Below are 21,782 nucleotides of genomic sequence, written 5' to 3'. Positions count from 1 at the left end.
TCAGAAGCGATGATCGAGGGTGAACTCGACGCGGCGGTCCGCACCCAGCAGCCACTGCGTACTGGTGTAGTACGCCGTGGCGTAGTACGCCTTGTCGAACACGTTGAACACACGGGCTGTCACCCGCGTGCGCGGTGCCGCCTGCCAGGTCAGCGCCAGATCGGTGGTGCCGTAGCCCGGCAGCTCCAGGGTGTTGGCGTTGTCGGCGTAGCGCTTGCCGACGTAACGCACACCTGCGGCCGCGCTCCAGTCGGGCAGGAACTGCCAGCTCACCCATACATTGGCCAGCCGCTCTGCCACGTTCGGCGGCACATTGCCATCGCGCGAGACCAGCACAGCCGGCGAACCGGTGGCTTCCAGGAAGTCCTCGAACTCGGCCTTCAGAACCGTCGCGTTGGCATCGAGCGTCCATTGCGGCGCGAAATTCCAGTTCAAGGACGCCTCGATTCCGCGCGAAGTCTGCGCGCCCACCTGCACCCGACGATCCGGCAGCAGCGGATCACGGCTGAGCAGCCCGGTCTTGCGGATCCGGTACGCCGCCAGCGTCCACTCGCCACCGTCGAAGGCCTGCTTCAGGCCGACTTCGACCTGACGCCCCTTGGCCAGGTCGAAGGCACCGTTGGCCGGGCTGATCATCAACAGGCCGCTGACCGGGTCGGCCGCCTGCGAATACTGCGCGTACAGGCTCAGCGTCGGCCGCAGCGCGAATACCGTGCCTGCTCGCCAGCCGGTGCTGCTGTAGGTCTTCGAGAATGCCCTCTGGCCGCTGATCAGATCGGTACGATCGATGCGCGCGCGGTCGTGGCGCAGCCCGCCCAGTACCGACCAGCGCTCGCTCAGGGCCAGCCGGTCTTCCACGAACAGAGCGTACTGCTCGGCACTGTTGCGGTAGCGCGGCAGGTTCGGCGCATCGCTGGCAAACTGCCCCGGCACCGGATGGAACGGATCGACCGGGCCGGAGCTGCCGGCATAGGTGTTGTTGGTGTGCTTGAAGTGCGCGCGGTTGGCATCCATCCCCAGCGCGAAACTGTTGGCAAGACCGGCCACCTCACCCGGCACGCGCAGCGTCGAGGTCAGCCCGGTCTGGTCCTGGTTATGGGTGATCTGGGTATTGCCGGAGCGATCGATCAGCCCGGTGCGCGGGTTGTAGACATAGGCCTCGGCGTTGCGCCAATCGCGCTGGCTGTCGATCTGGTAGACGCGGGTGCGCCACTCCACCTTCGCGTTCGGCGTCCACAGCGCATCGAGCTGCGTCCAGCGGTCACGGAAGCGGATGTCACTGTCTTCCACGTTGTAGTTGCGGTGGCGCAGCGCGTCCAACTGGCGTCCCTCCACCAGCGGCGTGCCGAAGTAGCGCATCGGCTGCTGGTAGCCCTGCGCATGGGTGAGCGTCAGCTGCAGGTGCGCGAGCGGCTGCCACAGCAATGCCCCGGAGAAAGTCGCGTCACTGTTGCGGCCACGGTCCACCCAGCCGCCGCTGTAGTTGCCGCTCACATCCAGCCGGTAGGCCAGCTCGGGCGTCAGCGCGCCACCGCTGCCGAAGCCCAGGCGCGCGGTGTCCTCGCTGCCCACCGTCACACTGATCTCGTTCTCGACGGCACCGCGCGAAGGCTTCTTCGGCACGATGTTGATCACACCGCCGATCGCACCGTCGCCGTGGATCACCGAGGCCGGCCCGCGCAGCACTTCGATGCGCTCGATGGACCAGGTATCGAACGGGAACGTGATGCCCACGCCGCCGTACTGGCGCAGCCCGTCGTACAGGCGCATCACCGACGCCCCATCGGTGAAGCCGCGGCTGGACAGTGCGCTGAGGCCATTGCCCGGATGCGGCATCGCGCTGATCGCACCCGCGCGGCTGATCGCATCGTTGAGGTTGGAGTCACCGCGCTGCTCCAGCTGGTCGCGGTCGATCACGGTGAGCGCCGCAGGTGTCTGCAGCACGTTCAGGCCCAGCGCGGAACCTGCGCCGGGGGTGGCCGACAGCGCACCGTGCCGGGTATCGACCACGCGTACGGTGTCAAGGGTGGTCGGGCCCGCCGCTTCGGCACGGGCAGGTGCAACAGGCAGGGCGCAGGCGCACAGCGCCGGCAGCGTCGCCCAACGCAGGGCAACGCGCTTCGGATGTCTTTTCATTTTTTCACGGCATGCAATGCCACCCCGCACTGCGGGGCAGCAGGAAGGAAAGCGCACGCGGTAGCGCCAGGTCATGCCTGGCGGCTTCCATCAGAGGGAATGCACGGCCGCGTGCGCGGCTCAGCCCGCCAATGCCGCCGGTGGTCCCCGCGCCCCGAGGGTTCCCGCCAGGCGCGCGGGCACTGCCAGCACAGCGCCCAGCCGCGCCCGGCAGACCGGCGCCAAGGGCACCAGCAGCAGGAACGCCGCCACCAGCAGGGTGATCAGCCGCGCCGCGATCAGGCAGTAATCGCAATCCACGCCCATTTCATGGTCGGCGTGTGGATCGGCGGGCGGATTCTTCGCGGCCTCATCGTGCGGCGTCGCCATCGCATGATGGTCGTGATGGCCTTCCATCGTGTGCTGCGCATGCAGCGAATGATCCATCGCCGCCACCGGCGCCGCCGCTGCCACGCGGCCATGCGCCACCCAGCGGCTCACCAGCGGGGCAAGCAGCACCAGCAGCAGGGCGAGCCATGCCAGGGCCTGGAACCGGCGGTGGAATCGGGGGCGGTGCACCCGGGCATTCTACGGCGCGGCGCCGCAACCTTGGACCACGTTCAGGGTTTTGCCCCTGCGACAGGGTGACGCAGGCGCCTCACGTCGCGTACTGGGCAACGCCATGCCCGAACGACCAGTTCTCCTTCTTCACTTCCACCAGATTGATGAACACGTCCTCGCGGCGGATGCCCACTGCCGCATGCAGGCCGTCAGCGATGCCCGCGTACAGCGCCTTCTTCTGCTCCAGGGTGCGGCCCTCGTTCCAGGTGATCTGGATGCAGATGAAATCGTCGGAGCGCTGCACACCCAGGTAGCTGGGGTCGTAGACCAGGGTGGCGGCGTCGTGCTCCTGGAAGATCTGGAAGCGGTCGTTCTCGGGCACGCCGACAGCGCGCATAGCCTGGTAGATGGCCTCGCCGACGCGCTGCAGGTAGTCGGCGGATTGGCCTTTGCGGAGATCGATGCGGGCGAGCGGCATGGTGGGGCTCCCGGGTGGAGGGTTGGGAGACGATGCGCCGGGCTGCTGGATTTCTGTGTGAAATGTCGCGCGAACGCGCGTCCCGTTTAGAGCCCTGCAATTTCCTCCCCCAGGAGGGCGCACTTCTCAGCTTCCCTGCCGCTCCGCGTTCGTTCTCTGATTACTAGGGTGCATGTCGCTTCTCGCAGGTTTCTGAACTCATCAACGCAGCGTCCCGCAGACCACGTCCCTGCCCTCATTGACTGAATCCCGCGACCCCAAATTTCTGGAAAGCTCTTGTTTCTCCAGCAGAAACGGGAGAAGCGATCACAATCAGCCGCTGCATGAAGTGCCATAAGTGACAGCATGATGGCTGCAACTGCTTGATGGATCTTGTTGCCGGGTTGCACGCTGGGCGCCGACCAACAGGTTCGATATCCCAACGTGAGACGACACTGGATTGTCGTTGGTGACACGACCAGCAGCAGCGGACGCGTCATCAACGGCTCACCCTGCACAGACATCGAGGGCAGCGCCGTCGCACGCGAAGGCGACAGCGCCACCTGTCCGCTGCATCAGGGAGTCTTCCCGATCATCGAAGGCGAGCCCACCCTCATCATCGACGGTCGCCCCGTCGCGCTCCACGGTCACCGTCTCGCATGCGGCTGCCAGCTTGTGTCCACCCAGCAACGGCTGGTGTACGTCAGCGAAGGGCCTTGTACTGCCGCACCCTCAATGATCGATGTCTCGACAGGCTCCTCTCCCGGAGCGGCCATCTGCCTGGAGTGCCTGCTCACTGCAGGCACCAGCGGCGCTCCGCTTCTGGTGCGCTCGTGACGGCGTGGACAGCATTCGCCTTGGTGGACTGCGCCGCCGCCCCTGAACGAGAGGGCGAACTCCGCCATTACACTCAGCAGGACACACTGCCCCACCGCTCGCTGTTCACAGGACAGCCCGAGAGCGATCTCGCCCAAGCTTCTCCCTGGCTGATCGAACTACCTTGGGGAGCGGTCCAGAGGCCTGTACATCACTGGCTGACCTACCTCGGCCGCCAGTCTTCGGGCATCACGATACTGGCTTCAGCGACAGCCTTCGATCCATTGTTTCAACATCTGCAGACGAAACTGGACATTTCGCTGCCGGACGGGTCGTTGGCATTGATGCGCTACTACGACCCGAGAGCCTTCCTCCGATATTGCGATGTCCTCACTCCCCGACAACAGCTGGACCTGCTCGGTCCGATACTGGAGTGGCAGGTCACGTTGAACAGTCAGGACTGGACTCTGGTCCGAGCCGATCTCGAAAGGCCAGGTGCATGCGATGCTGACACTCAGCGCTGAACAGTATGCGAGGCTTTGCCTCCCGGATCCAGCAACGTTCGTCGTCCCGCTTTCGCGCGAAACCAGAAGACACTTTCCTGTCGAAACCGCCCAACGAAGCGACGACGAACTCGTGGAGGACGTCCGTGCAAGTTACCGGCACGCTACGACATCCCTGCACATCACGCATCTACCGACCCTGGTGCGCTGGGTGAAAGCCGATGTGGCCTGGGCCCGCGGGTTGCGTGACCAGGCAGTCACCCGGGTCTGGTTCAACGAGACCACCCATCCCAACGCCACGGCAGCGGACCTTCTGGCGCTGCTGGCCTCTTCCCGCATGACAGACTGAACTGAAAGGACCAGAAAATGGGTGCTGTGCCATTCCCTATTCCCCCTCCCCCGGTGACGTCGCCAGGGGCATGGGATCCGGTTCGCGATGCTCCCGTTCCGCTCCCAGGCCAGATGCCAGGAAACACGGCAGGCGGCCCGACGCTCGGCCAGATATGGAGGAAGATCAAGGAAGCGGCGGGTGTCGAAACTGGAGTGAAGACCGAACCCAGGGTGCAGACAAGCGAGACAGATTGCTCGCAGACGAGCAACCAGAATGACTGCAACGCCTGCAAGCTGGCACAAGGCTACCTCGTGCCCGCGAACTACACGATTCCACTGACTCAGTACCGGAACTACGACTACCAGCTGCGAATCGCCAATCGCCTGGCCGGACCGGAGAGCTTCGATTACACGTATGGGGGCACCGCGCTGGACAGATCTCGCGCAGCTATCCTCCGCGAGAAGAATCAGATCACCATAACCGAGTGGCAGTGCGCAGGTGTCCGGTTCGATGGCTTCTGGCGAAGAACATGTACCGCCGTTGAAGCGAAAGGCCACTACTCCCAGTTCTTTGACGAGAAGGGAACATTACGCTTGTGGGCTGCGCTGAAGTCTGGAAAGAGAAGGGAAAATATTGAGGAATCCTGGATAAGACAGTTAAGTACGCAGCATGGAGTCATCAGCGGTTTCGGACGACCCTCAAAACTGGAGTGGCACTTCCTCGAACGAGTGTGCTACATGGCCGCACTACGCCTCTTTGGCCCACTTGCCTCAGTCTGCAGATACTCACCATGACCGAGATATACAACGCATTCATAGATACAACTGTGCCGGTGGAGGTGCTGAGTGCTGAGGCGGCCTATCGACAACTGTTGCAACTTACCGAAGAGCTTGGCGAGATACATCACCTTTTCCAGAACTGGGCGCTTCGTGATTCCTCTGGCAGACCGGTACCTCTAAGCGACAAGACAAGGTTCATCGATGCAGTCGCCGAGAACGCCGCCTACTACCATAGAAAGTACCCAACTGCGGCCAATTCAGGCGGTGCCGGCGCTTCCATTACTCCCGCCTTGAGCCAGAAAGCTCATGATCAACCTGGCTGTCCTACGCTGGATTACAGGCCGTGGTTCGGCAGGGTTACCCTGAGCATCAACGCCCCCGTCCAGGCGTTTGGTCCGGATGGCACATCCGGAATCATTCGATCCTGCGTCCGAAGCATTGCAACCCGTTTGGATGCCGTGTTCGTTGCGACAGACGTTACGTCCCCACTCCCGGACGGAGAGGGATATGAAACCTACGCACACTTCCATCAACTGTTTCCCCATCGACGCTGGCTGGGCTGGATGGGATTTGTACCCCACCTCGTGCCGAAGAAATTCATTCCTGAAGCGGCGTCCATGGAGGTCGTGAAAGGCAAGGGAACGATGATCGTAGCGCTGGACGAACCCTTCGATCTGCGCAACCCGGAACATCTGAGGCGCGCGCATCAGGTTGAGCTGCGGATGGCGAATGCCGGGCTGCTGGATATCACCGACCCGACGCTGCTCGAGTGATCCGGGCATCGTGCGCAGCGTGACGCAAACAACCCGCGGCGCGTACCGCGTTGTCGCGAAGTGCACCGACAGCCCGTGCAGCGCGTCGCATCGGAAGTGACGTTGCTCGCAGCGCGCCCGTGCACTGTCGCACAGATCGAGATCTCCCTCCTCCGCATTGGCATGAAAGAGAATTTTCCTTACAGACCGATGTGATTGCGCAGCCGGATGACCGCCGCGCCGAGGCAGATTGCCCTGGCCGGGATTGGCGTCTCGAATAAACGAACGAACTTCCACCGCTGCGGTTCACGCCTCAGCAGAGAGAATGCACCGATTGCCTTCAATGGCGGCCGGTGCGTGGGGATCGACAGATCCGCCAGGCCTTCCTCTCGGTGGAAGTTCGTTTGCCTTGGTACGCCAACCCGCACCGTCCGCCACCTTCACTCGGAAGGTGGCCCCACGCCAGTGAGGGTTTCGCCATGACCAACCGCACCGCTGTCCATCCCCGCCTGCACGCCCTGATCGGCGACATCGCCGCCGACGTGCCCGAGGACCTCGCACGCGAGATCGAGTGCGCCTTGCACGAACAGAGTCTGCCCGTGCAGTCGCCTGCCTTCTTCACGTACCTCAATGCCATCAGCCGCGCCGACGGCGATGACGGACAGCCGTGCAAGAGCCTCACCCTAGTTGCCAGCAATCACGCCTCGCTGCGCCGCTCGATGTCTGGGCTTACCGCACTGCTCGATCTGCTGCAGGCCGCCGACCATGCACGCAACGAAGGCGGCCCGGACGAACAGCTGGGCGCTTTCCACACCGACGGACTGATCGTGGCCGCACGACAGCTGGTGCGCGAGGCGAATCATTGCCTCTCCGGCGCTGACTGACCGGCCCGGATGCCCTCCCGCTACAATCGCGCAGGGAACGCAGGAGGCCGCAATGGACGCCGAACATCTGGACTACTTCAAGGCCGCACTGGAGGGCCGCGCGACCGTGGGCTGGACCGTGTGGTTCGCCGCCAACCAGCACGCGCTGGCTCGACAACTGAGCCGCCCCGCTCTGCTGCGCCTGAAGTTCAATCAGCTCGACGAAGCCGAACGCCTGCTTGCCGAGGCCGGTATCGTGCCGGCCAGCACAGCAGGCAAACGCTACGAGATGTACTGCGCACAGTTTGCACCCGAGATGCTGGATGAGCACGGCCGGCCTTTGCCCGAGGTCTGGCGCGCTGCGCACGGCGGCGCCATTGGCCTGCTCGCTGACGGCGAACACGAGGCCGGCCAGGCGAAGCTGTTCGCGGAGTTCCGCCGCGTCCGCAAGCGTGGGCTTCAACAGGCCCACGAATGGCTGGCCGATCTGTGCTTTGAAGGCGAGATGGAACTGACCAGCGGCAATGCCGAGGTGGGCCGTGGTCTGTTGGCGGTGGTGGTGCAGGCCGGCAGCGGCCACGACCTGTTGGATGCGACGGCGATGATCGCGCGGGATCTGCTGGATCAGCACGGCTGATGGCAGCCGCAGCAGCGACGCTGGCACGCATCATCAGATAACAAAAAAGCCCCCATTGCTGGAGGCTTTTTTCGTTCTGCAACATGGTGGGCGGTACAGGGATCGAACCTGTGACCCTTGCCGTGTGAAGGCAATGCTCTACCGCTGAGCTAACCGCCCGGTGTGTTGCTGAGCCGCTCATTATAGGAACTTTTCAGAGGCCGTCAACAGTTTTCACATCCGTCTTCACGGGTGTTTTCGAGGCGTGCCGCCGGGCGTGGCCCGGCGCTGCCTCACATCGTGTGGGTGGGCTTGTCCGAGCTGGTCAGGCCGGCCAGCTGGGTCTCGATCTTGTGGCGCACGCCCTCGCCTTCGGCGCCGTCGGCCAGCTGCACGCCGATGCCCGCGGTACGGTTGCCCTGCGCCCCTGCCGGGGTCACCCAGATCACCTTGCCGGCCACCGGCAGGCGCTCGCTGGAATCGGGCAGGGTCAGCAGCAGGAACACCTCGTCGCCGAGGAAGTAGCGCTTGGGCGTGGGCACGAAGATGCCGCCGTTCTTCACGAACGGCATGTACGCGCTGTACAGCGCGGCTTTGTCCTTCACGGCCAGGGACAGGATGCCCTGGCGGGCGTTGCTGGCACTCATCGATTTCCCCTTGCGGCAGGCCGCTCGTTCACCTTGTTCCAGGCCAGCAGCAACTCGACCACCGCAAGGTCTGCACGCACCGTGGTGCGCAGCAGGTCGCGGGTGCGGTTGGCAGCGTCGAACCAGGCTGCCAGCTTGTGCAATCGCTCCGGCGCGGTCAAGGCGTCCGTGCTGGCCTGGGCCAGCGCCAGGTCGGCGGCGAAGCGCAGGCGCAGCGCAGCGTTGTCATCACCGCACCATTTCTGCGCCAGCTCCACCGCGCCGGTCCTGCCGGTGGCCAGCTGCTCCAGGTCGCGGGCCACCTCACGGCGCAGGCTCAGCCCGTCCTCGCGCAGCCAGTTGTCGGCCTGGCCGGGATGGCCGCGCGCGGCGTCCAGCGCTTCGCGTGCGGAGGCGTCGCTGTGGCCCTGCTGCTGCAACCAGGCCAGCGCTTCCTCGTGCGGCGGCAGCTTGAACTCCAGGCGCTGGCACCGGCTGCGGATGGTCTGCGGCAGGCGTGCCGGGTCGCTGCTGATCAGCCACAGGTAGCGGCCGGGCTGCGGCTCTTCCAGCGTCTTGAGCAGTGCATTGGCCGCGGAGCGGTTGATCGCATCGGCCGGATCGACGATCACCACCTGGGCCACGCCGTACTGCGGGGTCAATGCCAGTTTGTCGGTGATCTCGCGCACCTGCTCGATGACGATCTCGGTGCGCAGCTTGTCGCCGCTCTTGTTTGGAATGAAGCTCACCAGTTGCAGGTCCGGGTGGGTACCGGCAGCGATCAGGTGGCGGGTGCGCGTGGCGTGCGCGGCATCGCCCTGCGCCAGCACGTGGTCGGCCAGCGCCAGTGCAACCTCGCGCTTGCCCAGCCCGGCCGGGCCGCAGATCAACAGGCCATGCCCCAGCCGGCCCGCGTCGAGCGCGGCCACGGTCTGATCGAATGCGCGCTGCTGCCAGGGCGAGAAGGTGCTCATGCGCCCTTTCCTTCCTGCAGCCAGCGCTCGACCTGCGCGATCACGTCGGCGGCCACGCGTTCCTGCACCTGGCCCGCGTCGATCACGGCGAAACGCTGTGGATCCTGCTGGGCGCGGCTGCGGAACACTTCACGCACGCGCTGGAAGAAATCGTCCTGCTCGCTCTCGATGCGGTCCGGCCACAGGTCGCGGCCATTGGCGCGCGCACGACCGACCGCCACGTCCACATCCAGCAGCAGGGTCAGGCCCGGCAACAGGCCAACGGCACGGCGCTCCAGCTCGGCAATCCACTGCGGGTCCAGGCCACGGCCCCCTCCCTGGTAGGCGTAGCTGGAATCGGTGAAGCGATCACTCAGCACGTAGGCACCGCGCTGCAGGGCCGGCTGGATCACCTCCCGCACGTGCTGCGCGCGGGCGGCGAACACCAGCAGCAGTTCGGCCTCGGCACTGAGCGGCTCGGCGGCGATCTCGGCATCGGGCTTCAGTATCAGGCTGCGGATGCGCTCCGCCATCGGCGTGCCGCCCGGTTCGCGGGTCAGCACCACCTCATGGCCATGCTGGCGCAGGCACGCGCGGATGGCATTGATCGCGGTGGTCTTGCCGGCGCCCTCGCCGCCTTCCAGGCTGACGAAACGCGGGTGGCGTAGCAGCGCGGGACTCATTGCGCCGGGGTCTCCTGGGTGCGTTGCTGGCGCAGCTGCTGCAGGTAGCGCGCTACCGCAGCGTTGTGCTGGTCCAGGCTGGACGAGAACACGTGCGCGCCACTGCCATCGCCAACGGCGACGAAATACAGTGCATCCCCCGCTGCCGGCTGTGCCGCGGCCATCAGCGCGTCGCGGCTGGGCATGGCGATGGGGGTCGGGGTCAGGCCCGCACGGGTATAGGTGTTGTAAGGCGTATCGGTGGTCAGGTCGCGGCGGCGGATGTTGCCGTCATAGGCCGCGCCGATGCCATAGATCACGGTGGGATCGGTCTGCAGGCGCATGCCGATCTGCAGGCGGCGCATGAACACGCCGGCAATCTGCGGGCGCTCGCTGGCCAGCGCGGTTTCCTTCTCGATGATCGATGCCAGCGTCAGCAGCTCGTACGGCGTGTTGATCGGCAGGTCCGGTGCACGGCTCTGCCAGGCCTCGTCCAGCGCCTTTTCCATCGCCGCATGCGCACGCTTGAGCACATCCACGTCGCTGTCACCGCGCTGGTAGATGTAGGTCTCCGGCAGGAACCGGCCTTCCGGATGCTGGCCGCCGAAGCCCAGGCGCTGCATCAGTGCCGCATCATCAAGATCATCGGTGGTGTGCAGCAGTGGATCGGCACGCTTCAGCGCCGCGCGCAGCTGGCGGATGTTCCAGCCTTCGATGATGGTGACGCGGTGCTGCAGGACCTTGCCGGCGCGCATGCGCAGCAGCAGCTCGCGCGGGGTCAGCTGGCTGTCCAGCGCGTACTCACCCACCTTCAGCTTGCCGGCGGCGTCGAGCTGGCGTGCCAGCAGCTGCCACTGTGCGTCCTGGCCTTCGTCCACGCCCGCCTCGCGCAGCTTGCGCAGCACGGTGTTCAGGCCATCGCCGCTGGCGATCACCACGGTCTCTGCGGAGGGGGAGATCGGGGCATCGGCGAACTGGGTCTGCTTGTAGAAGAACCACGCGCCCGCGCCGGCCACGACCGCGACCAGCACCACCAGCAGCGTTACCACGAACAGACACCCGCGCTTGGCTCCCGCCATGGATTACCTCAGAACTCGATTCCGTCGTGCAGGATACCGTGCCGGTGGTGTGGGGTCATGGCCGGGGTGGCACTCAACCCCGCTTCGCTCGCCGGGCATGGCCCGGCGGTGATGCATCGGTAGCGCCGGGCCATGCCCGGCGGGGGTCGATCGCCTACCCCTGCTGGCCCAGGGCGCGCAGCAGGCCACGCGCTTTGGCACGGGTCTCGTCCAGCTCCTTGTCTGGGTCCGAATCGACCACGATGCCGGCGCCGGTGCGGAAACTGACCTCGTGGCCGTCCACCTCGGCGGTACGGATCAGGATGTTCAGGTCCAGGTCGCCATCGCGGTTCAGCCAGCCGAACGCCCCGGTATAGGCACCGCGCGGCACCTGCTCCAGCTCGCTGATGATCTGCATGCAGCGCACCTTCGGGCAGCCGGTGATGGTGCCGCCGGGGAACGTTGCGGCGATCACTTCGCCGGGGGTGACCTCCGGGCGCAGATGGCCGCTGACGTTGCTGACGATGTGGTGCACATGGGCGTAGCTCTCCACCGTCATCAGTTCATCGACCACCACGGTGCCGGGCAGGCAGATGCGGCCCAGATCGTTGCGTTCGAGGTCGATCAGCATCACGTGCTCGGCGCGCTCCTTCGGGTGCCCGACCAGCTCCTGGATGCGCGCGGCATCATCGTCACCCTCGAAACGCGGGCGCGTGCCCGCGATCGGCCGGGTCTGCGCGTGGCCGGCATGCACCGATACCAGCCGCTCCGGCGAGGAGCTGACCACGTGCCGCCCAAACGCACTGAACAGGCCGGCAAACGGTGCGGGGTTGGCGCGGCGCAGCTGTGCGTACAGGGCCTGCGGGCTGACCGGCGTGGCGAACTGCGCGCTCCAGCGCCGCGACAGGTTCACCTGGAACACATCGCCGGCGCGCAGGTAGTCGATCACCCGGCGCACGCCGTCGGTGAAGCGCTGCGGCGCGTCTTCGCCGACCGACTGCGGCGGCTGCCAGCCCTGCCCCGCCTCCGGCAGCGCCTGCGCGGCCAGCGCCACCAGCGAGTCCAGCAGCGCCTGCTCGCCCGCTTCGGCGATGACGAAGCTGGCGTGGTTCTGGTGATCGTGCAGCACGGCCGCCGGGCAGCGCAGCGCCAGTGCCGTCGGCCGGCCATCATCGCGCGCACGCGCCGGCAGCACCGGTTCGATCTGGCTGGCCACTTCGTAGTCGAGCATCAAGGCCCAGCCGCCGCGGAACGGCAGGCTGTGACTGCCATCGTGCGGCAGCCGTGCCTGCTGCCAGGCGCGGTCCAGCGCCTGCAGGAAACTGCCGGGCTGCACCGTATCCTGCTGGTCGCGCACGCGACCATCGGCATCCAGGCGCAGCGTGTCGCCCTGTGCGGCCAACAGCAGGCTCCAGCGGCCCTGCGCGGTGCCGGAAGCGGTGGACTCCATCAGCAGCGGGAAACGTTCCGGCGCCTGCTGCTGCAGGGCCAGCAGATCGATCGGATGCGGCAGCGGGTGGATCAGCGGGGCGTGGGTCATGGTGGCCTGCAGGGGAATTCAGATACACGGAAGCCGCCTTGCGGCGGCTTCCTCGTGCGTGGAGCACGTCCGGTCGAGCATGGCCCGACGCGACAACCCGGTCAGACGCGCTTGAAGATCAGCGTGCCGTTGGTGCCGCCGAAGCCGAAGCCATTGGACATCACCACGTCGACCTTGGCCTGGCGCGCTTCATTGGGGACGTAGTCCAGGTCACAGCCTTCGCCCGGCTCCTGCAGGTTGATGGTCGGCGGGATGACGTTGTCCTGCAGAGCCATCACCGAGAAGATCGCCTCCACACCGCCGGCAGCGCCGAGCAGGTGGCCGGTCATCGACTTGGTGGAGCTGACCATCATCTTGTAGGCGTGGTCGCCGAAGGCCGTCTTCATCGCCATGGTTTCGCCCAGGTCGCCCAGCGGCGTGGAGGTGCCATGTGCGTTGAGGTAACCCACCTGTTCCGGATTCAGGCCAGCGTCCTTCAACGCCATGGTCATGCAGCGGGCAGCGCCTTCGCCGTTCTCGCTCGGCGCGGTCATGTGGTACGCGTCGGAGCTGGCGCCGAAGCCGGCCAGCTCGCAATAGATCTTCGCGCCACGGGCCTTGGCGTGCTCGTACTCTTCCAGGATCAGGATGCCGGCACCGTCGCCCAGCACGAAGCCGTCGCGATCCTTGTCCCAGGGGCGCGAGGCCTGTTCCGGTGCGTCGTTGCGGGTGGACATGGCCTTCATCGCGCAGAAGCCGCCCACGGCGGTCGGCGAGGAGCCGCGCTCGGCGCCGCCCACCACCATCACGTCCGCATCGCCGTACTGGATCATGCGCATGGCGGTGCCGATCGAGTGGTTCGAGGTGGCGCAGGCCGAAACCGCCGAGAACGACGGGCCCTTCAGGCCGGTGATGATGCTCAGCTGGCCCGGCAGCATGTTGATGATGGTCTTGGGCACGTAGAAGGGCGAGATCTTCTTGCCCTCGTGGAATTCGATGGTCTGCTCTTCGATGCCGAGCAGGCCGCCGATGCCGGCGCCGACGATGGCGCCGATGCGCTCGGCATTGGCGTCGGTGATCTCCAGGCCCGAATCATGCAGGGCCATGAACGAGGCACCGAGGCCGTAATGGATGAACGGGTCCATCTTCTTGGCATCCTTGCCGCTGACCCGGTACTTGCCGAACAGTGCATTGTCGGCGGTGATGTCGAAGCCCTTGACCTCACCTGCAATCTTGGTGGTGAACCGTTCCAGGTAGGAATCGGCGACGTTGGTCAGCGGACCGATGCCCGAACGACCATGGGTGATGCCTTCCCAGCTGCTGGCCAGATCATTGCCCAACGGCGAGACGATACCCAGGCCGGTTACGACGACGCGACGCTTCATTGCTGATTCTCCTGACCCGAAGATGCTTTCGGGCAACGCGGTTTGCTTCGGTGTGATGCGCAAACACACGGGGCCGCAACAGCGGCCCCATGGGGTGCGGTGCGCGCCGGGCGGATGCCCGCACGCGCACTGCCGTCTGACATCAGGCCTTGACGTGGGCCTTGATGTAGTCGATGGCGGCCTGCACGGTGCTGATCTTCTCGGCTTCTTCGTCCGGGATTTCGCACTCGAATTCTTCTTCCAGCGCCATCACCAGCTCGACGGTGTCCAGCGAGTCAGCGCCCAGGTCATCGACGAACGATGCGCTGGTGGTGACTTCTTCTTCCTTGACGCCAAGCTGTTCGACGACGATTTTCTTGACGCGTTCTTCGATGGTGCTCATGGGATCTCGCTCCAGATGGAGTTGTGGTTCAAAAGTGGTCGCCATCAAGGGCGATGGCCGTGGGATAGTGTAGTGGAAACCGGCGCGCCCTTGCATTGCAGCAAAAATCCACGCAGATCAACCACTTGCGGCGCAATCCGTGCGCCCCTTGCTTACGGCATGTACATGCCGCCGTTCACATGGAGGGTTTCGCCGGTGATGTAGCCGGCAGCCGGGCTGGCCAGGAAGGCCACCGCATGGGCGATGTCTTCCGGCGAACCCAGGCGTTCGAGGGCGATGTCGTTGATCAGCGCGGTGCGCGCTTCTTCCGGCAGTGCCTTGGTCATGTCGGTGTCGATGAAGCCCGGCGCGACCACGTTGACGGTGACGCCACGCGAGCCGATCTCCTTGGCCAGCGACTTGCTGAAGCCGATGATGCCGGCCTTGGCGGCCGCGTAGTTGGCCTGGCCGGCATTGCCGGTCACGCCCACCACCGAGGCGATGTTGATGATGCGGCCCTTGCGTGCCTTCATCATGCCGCGCATAACCGCCTTGCTGGTGCGGAACACGCTGGTCAGGTTGGTGTCGATGATCGAGGCCCAGTCATCGTCCTTCATGCGCATCAGCAGATTGTCGCGGGTGATGCCGGCGTTGTTGACCAGGATCGAGATCGGGCCGAACTCCTTGGCGATGCCATCCAGCACGCTGTCCAGTGCGGCGGCATCGGTGACGTTCAGCGCGCGGCCGTGACCACCGTGGGCCGCCAGGCGCTCGCCGATCGCCGCAGCGCCGGACTCGGTGGTGGCGGTGCCGATGACGGTGGCGCCCTGGGCGGCCAGCAGATCGGCAATGGCGGCACCGATGCCACGGCTGGCGCCGGTGACCAGTGCGATTTCACCCTGCAGGGGCTTGCTCATGATGGTTTCCTCAGACGGGGGCAGCCGCCCCACCCGCGCCGCGTGCAGCGGCCACTGGCAGGGTCGGCAGGAACAGGGGCGATCAGGCCGACCATGCCTCGCGGGCGCTTTCAAAGTCGCCCGGGGTGGCCAGCGAACGGCCGTCGATGGCCTTGTCGATGCGCTTGACCAGGCCGGTCAGCACCTTGCCCGGGCCACATTCGGCAACCTGGGTGATGCCACGGGCGGCCAGGGCCTGCACGCAACCGGTCCACTGCACCGGCTGGTACAGCTGCTGGACCAGCGCGGTGCGGATGGCATCCACGCCGTCGTGCACCTGGGCATCGACGTTCTGTACCACCGGCAGCTGCGGAGCCTGCCAGGACAGCCCGGCCATCACTTCGGCCAGACGGTTGGCGGCCTCGCGCATCAACGGGGTATGCGAGGGCACGCTGACGGCCAGCTTCACTGCCTTGCGCACGCCCTTTTCGGCCAGCAACGCCAGCGCGCGGTCGACTGCTGCCGCATCGCCACCGATCACGATCTGGCCGGGCGAGTTGAAGTTGGCCGGTACCACCACCTGGCTGCCCGCTGCTTCGGCGCAGACGTCCAGCACCAGCTGGTCTTCGGCGCCGAGCACGGCGGCCATGGCGCCCACGCCGGCCGGAGCCGCGTCCTGCATCAGCTGGCCGCGCAGGCGCACCAGGTGCGCACCGTCATGCAGGCTCAGCGCGCCAGCGGCGACCAGCGCCGTGTACTCGCCCAGGCTGTGGCCAGCCAGCACCGACGGGCGCGGACCACCCACGGCGTTCCAGGCGCGCCACACGCCGATGCTCGCCGCCAGCAGGGCCGGCTGCGTGTATTCGGTACGGTTGAGCATTTCCTCCGGGCCACCCTGGGACAGCGCCCACAGGTCGACGCCGGCACCATCGGATGCCTCGGTGAAGGCCTCACGCACCTGCGGGTGCAGCTCGGCCAGCTCGGCCACCATGCCCACAGACTGCGAGCCCTGGCCGGGGAAGACAAAAGCGAGGGTGGATACGGTCACGCGGTCATCCGCTTGTTGCAATCGAAGCGGGCCATGATAAGGGCGAATCCGCCGTGTCGTCTGTACGTGCGCGTATGCAGGGCGTATGGAGCGCGCAAGCAATGCCGGGCCGGCGAACGGTTGCGGCAGCGCCAAGCCATGCCCGGTGAACGGCTCCGGTAGCGCCGGGCCATGCCCGGCGGATGCAATCAGCAGAACAACTGCAGAATGTCCAGTTCGCCATCGGCAAAGAAGTCCATGCACAGCCCGACCACCATCAGCACCCCCATGGTGGTGGCGCCGTGCGCGATGAAGATCGAATGGGCCAGCGTGCGCGCCGAGCGTCCGAGCTTCATGCAGACCCGGGCCAGGCGCTGCAGGCGGCCGCTCACAGCGTGCACGTGCTCGCGTACCGGCGCCTGCACGGTGCCGATCGCCTCGGCCATCATCGCCTGCAGGCAGTCGGGTCGGTCGGCGTAGTACTTGGCCACGCCATAGCCGAACATCAGCCAGTCGCGCGCCTGGGCTTCGGCCAGATCCATCACTTCCAGCGGATCTTCCTCGAAGTCGATGAAACCGACCCGCTCGCCATCCCAGGTGAGATTGCGCGGCAGCGGCTGGCCGAAATAGGCGCCACGGCTGTGTGCTTCGGCAAGTGCCCGCATTGCGGCCATCACCAGCCGGTCCCGCCCGGCGTCGTCGGCCTCGCGCAGGCAGGTGTTGAACGAGCTGCCGTTCTCACCGATCACCAGCGCGGCATGGCCGCTGCCGATCACGTCGGGCACGTTCACCCCTTGTGCCTGCAGTTCGCCCAGGCGGCGGGCCTCGACCTCGCGTGCGGCGTCACCGCCCCGGTGCGGTGGCGGACGCAGCGCGTCCAGCTGGAACCGGTGGGCGACGAAGTTGAGCAGACCCAGGGCCATGGCCCGGCTTCCCTTGCCGTACTGCTTCAGCCAGGCGCGCTGCCCGTCGATGACGATGGGCTCAACCATGACAGGACCTCCTTAAACGCGTTACGGCCCCGGAGGGCCGCAACGACAGACTTCACGTTGTCGTAACTTGCACTATCAATAGCGCAACAGGGCCGAACCCCACGTGAAGCCGCCACCAAAGGCCTCCAGCAGCAACAGCTGACCGCGCTCGACGCGGCCCGAGCGGACCGCGGCGTCCAGCGCCAGCGGCACCGAGCCGGACGAGGTGTTGCCATGCTGATCGACGGTGACCACGACCTGGTCCATCGACATTTCCAGCCGCTTGGCGGTGGCTTCGATGATGCGCAGGTTGGCCTGGTGCGGGATCAGCCAGTCCAGGTCCGACTTGTCCAGGCCATTGGCAGCCAGGGTCTCGTCCACGACCGAGTCCAGCGCCTTGACGGCGTACTTGAACACGTCGTTGCCCTTCATGTTGATGGTGCCGCCGCCATTGGCGCCGTCCTTGAAACCGGCCGAAACGCCGACCGGATTCCACAGCAGTTCCTTCTTGCTGCCATCAGAGTGCAGATGCGTGCTGAGGATGCCGGTTTCCTCGTCGGCCTTGAGCACGACGGCGCCAGCACCATCACCGAACAGCACGCAGGTGGTGCGGTCGTTCCAGTCGACGATGCGGGTCAGGGTTTCCGCGCCGATTACCAGCACGTGCCTGCAGTCGCCGGAACGGATGAACTTGTCGGCCACGCTCAGCGCGAACACGAAGCCCGAGCAGGCCGCGTTGACGTCGAAGGCGGGGCAACCGGCCACACCGAGCTTGGCCTGGATGAGGCACGCGGTGGACGGGAAAATCAGATCAGGCGTGGTCGTGCCGACCACGATCATGTCGAGCTGGGAAGCGTCGATGCCCGCCGCTTCAAGCGCACGCAGCGCAGCCTGGTAGCCGAGATCGCTGGTGGTCTCGCCTTCGGCCGCAATGTGCCGCTCACGAATACCGGTGCGCGTCTGGATCCACTCGTCCGAGGTTTCGACCATTTTTTCCAGGTCGGCGTTGGTCAGGACTTTTTCCGGCAAATAGCTGCCGGTGCCCGCGATCCTCGAGTAGATCCGCTTGCTCATCATGTTTCCTGTTGCGCGGGCCGCCGATCACCGGCACGCCCGGGGAAAGAAGGCAAAGGCCGCTGCCCGTCGGGCAGCGGCCTTCCCGGCACATCAATCTTCTTCGACGGCCGAGGTCTTGGTCTGGATGACCTTCTTGCCACGGTAGAAACCGTCGGCAGTGATGTGGTGACGCAGATGCACTTCACCGGTGGTCGGGTCGGTCGACAGCTGCTTGGCGCTCAGGGCGTCATGCGAACGACGCTGGCCGCGACGGGACGGGGTAACACGGGATTTCTGGACAGCCATGGGATTGCTCCAAACTCGGTTCGTTTTGCTTCGTCGTTTCGTCGCACAGGACGCCAGCGCCCAGCACACTTTTCGCTTTCGCCGCAGCCGCCGACGACAACCGGCTGCTATTGTTTCTTCAACGCCGCCAACGCCGCGAACGGGTTGGCCTTCTTCGTTTCTTCTTCGCTCGGTGCCCAGTCCTTGTCGACTGCTTCACCGTCGGGTGACAGCGGTACCACCGGCACCGCCAGCACCAGTTCGTCCTCGACCAGGTCCAGCGGACGCAGCTGGCCATCTTCCGGCACCAGCAACGCCTCGTACTCCTCCGGCAGGGACGATTCCTCGTCCTCGTCGCGGATCAGGCCAAGCCTCTGGGTCACCTTCACCGGCAACAGGAATCGCTGCATGCTGCGCTGACAGGTCAGCGGCAGCGCGGTGTCGATGGTCAGTTCCACATAGGATACCCGCAAGACGTCGTCGCGACCGAACTCAAGCGAGTACACGCACTCGCCGTCGGTATCTGCGACCAACCCCTGCAGGCGGGTCAATTCAGCCAGGGACACCTGACCGTCGAAGCGCCTTCGCGCTACAACCATCCGCCAGGCATCCAGCGTTTCGGGCACGTTCGCGGACATAAGCCGCTGAATACTAAGGATCCGGGCGGCGGCTGTCAAATGCCCGCCACATGAGGCTTGCCGCTGGCAGTCAGGCCGGGCCAGACTGCCGCACCCTGCCCCGGTATTGTTGCATGACCCTGGTCCTGGCCTCCACCTCCCGTTACCGCCGCGAACTGCTGCAGCGGCTGGCCCTGCCGTTCGAGTGCGCGCGCCCGGAGGTGGATGAAACGCCGTTGAGCGGTGAAGCCCCGCTGGATCTGGCGGTACGCCTGGCCGCGGCCAAGGCGGCCGATGTGGCCGCCCGCCACCCGGGCGCCTGGGTGATCGGCTCGGACCAGGTCGCCGATCTGGAAGGCCGGCCGCTGGGCAAGCCAGGCACGGTCGATGCCGCCTGTGCGCAGTTGGCGGCCATGGCCGGACGCACCGTACGCTTCCACACCGCCCTCAATCTCACACGGGACGGAGAATCTTTCGCAGCGCTGGATCTGACCGAAGTGCGCTTCCGTCATCTTGATGCCGCGGAAATCGCCCGTTATGTCGCTGCCGAGCAGCCCCTTGACTGTGCCGGCAGCTTCAAATGCGAAGGACTGGGCATCAGCCTGTTCGAAGCCATCGACAGCCGCGATCCCACTGCGCTGGTCGGCCTGCCCCTGATCGCTCTGTGCGGCCTGCTGCGCAGGGCCGGATTCCGGGTGCCCTGAGCCCCGGGTAGCGCCTTCAGCGCTTCTCCACCACGAACGGCTGCTCCTGCCATGCTTCCACGCTGCCGTCGTGGCCGTACAGGCGCAGGCCCAGCCAGTGCTTGCCCGGTGCCAGCACGGAGGTATCGAGGCTGGCATCGAAGCCCACGGCCGGATGCTGCGGATCGGTGCTGTCCGGCCAGGCCGGGCGCAGGTCGAACTCGCGACCGTAGCGTGCATCGCCGATCGAACGGCCATCGACCAGCACCTCCACGCGCGCCAGGCCGACGCCGTCCTTGAAGGCCCAGCCCCGGATCGCCAGCGTGCCGGACACCTTCTCGCCATTGGACGGCGCATCCAGCCACGCCATCGCCGGCGTCACGCAGGGCCCCGGCGCGCGCTGCGCCGGCAGGCGGAACAGCAGGAAGCGCTGGAAGCCGTGGTCACTGCTGACAATCCGTGGTGCCGGCAGCGGCCCCACCTGTTCGCAGACCGCGTGATAGCGGTCCAGCAGCTCGCGGTACCGCTGGTCGCTGGGTGACAGCACCAGCAGCATGGGCGCGGTGCGCTCACCGGCATGCACCAGGTTCCACTGCGCCAGCTGCGCCGTGCGGCCATGCTTGTCGTTGAGCGGGTGCGGCAACACTTCGATATCGCCATCGCCCAGCTGGAAGCCCAGCTCGGCCCCCACCTTGAAGTTGCCGGCCAGGACACGCGTGCCTTCTGGCATCTGCTGCAGTTCCTCGCGGACCGCCTTGGCCAACGGCTCCCAGCCGGCGAAATTGCGCGGGTAGTACTTGCTGCCGGCCATCTGCTCGCGCAGTGCCGGCGTGGATGCCATCAGGTAGTAGCCGAACGCCAGCACCATGCCCAGCCCTGCCAGCCACCACCCTGTCCTGCGCAGCCAGCGCGGCCATCCATTGAGCACCACCGGTACCGCGACCAGCAGCGCCAGGTAGCCCGGCAGCGGCCAGTGGAAACTGATGCGCTCGACATCGGTGAAGAACCCCAGCAGGAAGATGCCCAGCGTCGATACGCCGCCCACCAGCCCGAAGTAGCGCCACTGCACGCGCGCACCACCACCGCTGCGCGTGCCGGCCAGCGCCACCTTCCACATCGCGATGCACAGGATGGGGGTGACCAGCATCGGCTGGATCACCAGGAACCACAGCCCACCCCACTCGAACGCCCAGGGATGGCGCTCGACCACCTGGAACTTCAGCCCGGCATCGTGGTTGTCCGCATTCCACGCCAGCAACGGCAACCAGGCCAGTACACCGATGGCCAGCGCGACCCAGACCCGCGGATCGGCCAGCATGCGCCGGCCCTGCGGCAACGCCAGCAACGCGATGAAGCCGACGCCGATCACACCGATGAAGCGATAGTGGCTGAGCGCACCGATCAGCAGGCCCAACGCCAGCTTCATCGCCGATGATGCGTCCACGTTGTGCAGCAGGCGCGCACCCGCGTGCAGGCACAGCACGGCCGCCAGCGCCATGGGTACGTCCGGCACCGCCAGCAGCCCCAGCGTGGCCGACAGTGGCATCAGCAGAGTAAGGCTGCCTGCCTGCCAACCGGCCACGGCACCGAACCAGCGCGTGGCGATGCGCGAAACCAGCCAGGGCAGCAACGCACCTATCGCCAGGAACGGCAGGCGCAGGGCCAGCACGTGATGACCGCCGATCTCCACGCCCAGCCGCGCCATCCACGCGGTCAGGCCCGGCAGATCGGAATAGGCCGCCGCCAGGTGCTGGCCTTCCTGCCAGTAGAACGCTTCATCGACGAACAGTGGCAGGCGCGCGGCCACCACCAGCTTGGCCGCTGTGACCAGCGTCCATAACCAGAGAAAAATCGTCCGTGCGCGCTGTTCGCCCTGCATTGCTCTATGGA

25 protein-coding genes and 1 tRNA gene are annotated in these 21,782 nt (G+C 66.0%); 8 read left to right on the top strand and 18 right to left on the bottom strand.

Annotated features, from left to right (window positions below; genetic code table 11):
- The 3 genes from ACVOJ1_RS09600 to ACVOJ1_RS09590 all read right to left on the bottom strand — a co-directional run bounded on the left by ACVOJ1_RS09600 (nt 1) and on the right by ACVOJ1_RS09590 (nt 3,154).
- A complete protein-coding gene (locus ACVOJ1_RS09600; RefSeq protein WP_346480359.1) occupies nt 1-2,136 on the bottom strand; it encodes a TonB-dependent receptor in 2,136 nt (711 codons plus the stop codon).
- Between the two features lie 120 nt (nt 2,137-2,256).
- Complete coding sequence (locus ACVOJ1_RS09595) at nt 2,257-2,643, bottom strand: DUF2946 family protein (RefSeq protein ID WP_065182485.1); 387 nt, start codon at nt 2,641-2,643, stop codon at nt 2,257-2,259.
- Between the two features lie 130 nt (nt 2,644-2,773).
- On the bottom strand, nt 2,774-3,154 hold the full coding sequence (locus ACVOJ1_RS09590; RefSeq protein ID WP_053519221.1) for a tautomerase family protein: 381 nt from the start codon (nt 3,152-3,154) through the stop codon (nt 2,774-2,776).
- Nucleotides 3,155-3,577: 423 nt separating this feature from the next.
- Here ACVOJ1_RS09590 and ACVOJ1_RS09585 point away from each other — a divergent pair, with 423 nt between their 5' ends.
- The 7 genes from ACVOJ1_RS09585 (at nt 3,578) to ACVOJ1_RS09555 (ending at nt 7,814) form a co-directional block, all read left to right on the top strand.
- Nucleotides 3,578-3,970 (top strand): PAAR domain-containing protein, encoded by a 393-nt coding sequence (locus ACVOJ1_RS09585; protein WP_346480358.1) that lies wholly within the window; start codon nt 3,578-3,580, stop codon nt 3,968-3,970.
- Between the two features lie 23 nt (nt 3,971-3,993).
- Nucleotides 3,994-4,473, top strand: a complete 480-nt coding sequence (locus tag ACVOJ1_RS09580) for a DUF4123 domain-containing protein (protein ID WP_346480357.1) — start codon at nt 3,994-3,996, stop codon at nt 4,471-4,473.
- Nucleotides 4,454-4,801: a hypothetical protein gene (locus ACVOJ1_RS09575; protein WP_253118881.1), complete on the top strand. Its 348-nt coding sequence runs from the start codon at nt 4,454-4,456 to the stop codon at nt 4,799-4,801. The genes ACVOJ1_RS09580 and ACVOJ1_RS09575 overlap by 20 nt, the downstream gene beginning before the upstream one ends.
- A 194-nt stretch (nt 4,802-4,995) precedes the next feature.
- Entirely contained in the window at nt 4,996-5,577 is a 582-nt protein-coding gene (locus ACVOJ1_RS09570) for a Tox-REase-5 domain-containing protein (RefSeq protein ID WP_340044530.1), read from the top strand.
- Nucleotides 5,574-6,335 (top strand): Imm52 family immunity protein, encoded by a 762-nt coding sequence (locus ACVOJ1_RS09565; protein ID WP_346480356.1) that lies wholly within the window; start codon nt 5,574-5,576, stop codon nt 6,333-6,335. The genes ACVOJ1_RS09570 and ACVOJ1_RS09565 overlap by 4 nt, the downstream gene beginning before the upstream one ends.
- A 458-nt stretch (nt 6,336-6,793) precedes the next feature.
- A complete protein-coding gene (locus tag ACVOJ1_RS09560; protein ID WP_346480355.1) occupies nt 6,794-7,198 on the top strand; it encodes a hypothetical protein in 405 nt (134 codons plus the stop codon).
- A 52-nt stretch (nt 7,199-7,250) separates the two neighbouring features.
- The gene (locus ACVOJ1_RS09555) at nt 7,251-7,814 is read left to right on the top strand and encodes a hypothetical protein (RefSeq protein WP_346480354.1); all 564 of its coding nucleotides are present in this window, start codon (nt 7,251-7,253) and stop codon (nt 7,812-7,814) included.
- Between the two features lie 84 nt (nt 7,815-7,898).
- Here the strand turns inward: ACVOJ1_RS09555 and ACVOJ1_RS09550 are convergent.
- The 14 genes from ACVOJ1_RS09550 to ACVOJ1_RS09485 all read right to left on the bottom strand — a co-directional run bounded on the left by ACVOJ1_RS09550 (nt 7,899) and on the right by ACVOJ1_RS09485 (nt 19,230).
- Nucleotides 7,899-7,973, bottom strand: a tRNA-Val gene (locus ACVOJ1_RS09550).
- 113 nt (nt 7,974-8,086) lie between these two features.
- Nucleotides 8,087-8,440: a PilZ domain-containing protein gene (locus tag ACVOJ1_RS09545; protein WP_053520428.1), complete on the bottom strand. Its 354-nt coding sequence runs from the start codon at nt 8,438-8,440 to the stop codon at nt 8,087-8,089.
- On the bottom strand, nt 8,437-9,393 hold the full coding sequence (locus tag ACVOJ1_RS09540) for a DNA polymerase III subunit delta' (protein WP_111187151.1): 957 nt from the start codon (nt 9,391-9,393) through the stop codon (nt 8,437-8,439). The genes ACVOJ1_RS09545 and ACVOJ1_RS09540 overlap by 4 nt, the downstream gene beginning before the upstream one ends.
- Entirely contained in the window at nt 9,390-10,055 is a 666-nt protein-coding gene (gene tmk, locus ACVOJ1_RS09535; protein ID WP_111187152.1) for a dTMP kinase, read from the bottom strand. The genes ACVOJ1_RS09540 and tmk overlap by 4 nt, the downstream gene beginning before the upstream one ends.
- Nucleotides 10,052-11,113 (bottom strand): endolytic transglycosylase MltG, encoded by a 1,062-nt coding sequence (gene mltG, locus ACVOJ1_RS09530; RefSeq protein ID WP_111187153.1) that lies wholly within the window; start codon nt 11,111-11,113, stop codon nt 10,052-10,054. The genes tmk and mltG overlap by 4 nt, the downstream gene beginning before the upstream one ends.
- A 154-nt stretch (nt 11,114-11,267) precedes the next feature.
- Nucleotides 11,268-12,632, bottom strand: a complete 1,365-nt coding sequence (locus ACVOJ1_RS09525) for an aminodeoxychorismate synthase component I (RefSeq protein ID WP_111187154.1) — start codon at nt 12,630-12,632, stop codon at nt 11,268-11,270.
- Nucleotides 12,633-12,733: 101 nt separating this feature from the next.
- Nucleotides 12,734-13,996, bottom strand: coding sequence for a beta-ketoacyl-ACP synthase II (fabF, locus tag ACVOJ1_RS09520; protein ID WP_053519103.1), 1,263 nt, complete (start codon nt 13,994-13,996; stop codon nt 12,734-12,736).
- A 142-nt stretch (nt 13,997-14,138) separates the two neighbouring features.
- Nucleotides 14,139-14,378 (bottom strand): acyl carrier protein, encoded by a 240-nt coding sequence (acpP, locus tag ACVOJ1_RS09515; protein ID WP_053519101.1) that lies wholly within the window; start codon nt 14,376-14,378, stop codon nt 14,139-14,141.
- A 152-nt stretch (nt 14,379-14,530) separates the two neighbouring features.
- A complete protein-coding gene (gene fabG, locus ACVOJ1_RS09510; RefSeq protein ID WP_053519099.1) occupies nt 14,531-15,274 on the bottom strand; it encodes a 3-oxoacyl-ACP reductase FabG in 744 nt (247 codons plus the stop codon).
- 82 nt (nt 15,275-15,356) lie between these two features.
- Complete coding sequence (gene fabD, locus ACVOJ1_RS09505; protein ID WP_053519097.1) at nt 15,357-16,301, bottom strand: ACP S-malonyltransferase; 945 nt, start codon at nt 16,299-16,301, stop codon at nt 15,357-15,359.
- A gap of 188 nt (nt 16,302-16,489) precedes the next feature.
- Nucleotides 16,490-17,272: a BUD32 family EKC/KEOPS complex subunit gene (locus tag ACVOJ1_RS09500; RefSeq protein WP_346480353.1), complete on the bottom strand. Its 783-nt coding sequence runs from the start codon at nt 17,270-17,272 to the stop codon at nt 16,490-16,492.
- Nucleotides 17,273-17,347: 75 nt separating this feature from the next.
- Nucleotides 17,348-18,325, bottom strand: a complete 978-nt coding sequence (locus ACVOJ1_RS09495) for a beta-ketoacyl-ACP synthase III (protein WP_053519093.1) — start codon at nt 18,323-18,325, stop codon at nt 17,348-17,350.
- 93 nt (nt 18,326-18,418) lie between these two features.
- Nucleotides 18,419-18,613: a 50S ribosomal protein L32 gene (gene rpmF, locus ACVOJ1_RS09490; RefSeq protein WP_005408308.1), complete on the bottom strand. Its 195-nt coding sequence runs from the start codon at nt 18,611-18,613 to the stop codon at nt 18,419-18,421.
- A gap of 107 nt (nt 18,614-18,720) precedes the next feature.
- The gene (locus tag ACVOJ1_RS09485; RefSeq protein WP_049404889.1) at nt 18,721-19,230 is read right to left on the bottom strand and encodes a YceD family protein; all 510 of its coding nucleotides are present in this window, start codon (nt 19,228-19,230) and stop codon (nt 18,721-18,723) included.
- A gap of 113 nt (nt 19,231-19,343) precedes the next feature.
- Between ACVOJ1_RS09485 and ACVOJ1_RS09480 the strand changes: the two genes are divergently transcribed.
- Nucleotides 19,344-19,913, top strand: a complete 570-nt coding sequence (locus ACVOJ1_RS09480) for a Maf family protein (RefSeq protein WP_253118875.1) — start codon at nt 19,344-19,346, stop codon at nt 19,911-19,913.
- A 16-nt stretch (nt 19,914-19,929) separates the two neighbouring features.
- Here ACVOJ1_RS09480 and ACVOJ1_RS09475 read toward each other — a convergent pair whose 3' ends face one another.
- A complete protein-coding gene (locus tag ACVOJ1_RS09475; RefSeq protein WP_253118874.1) occupies nt 19,930-21,771 on the bottom strand; it encodes a glycosyltransferase family 39 protein in 1,842 nt (613 codons plus the stop codon).
- Nucleotides 21,772-21,782: the final 11 nt, after the last annotated feature.

The organism is Stenotrophomonas sp. STEN225 (assembly GCF_056756445.1).
The sequence above is the reverse complement of the archived record's forward strand: the minus strand, read 5'-3'. Positions and strand labels throughout refer to the sequence as shown.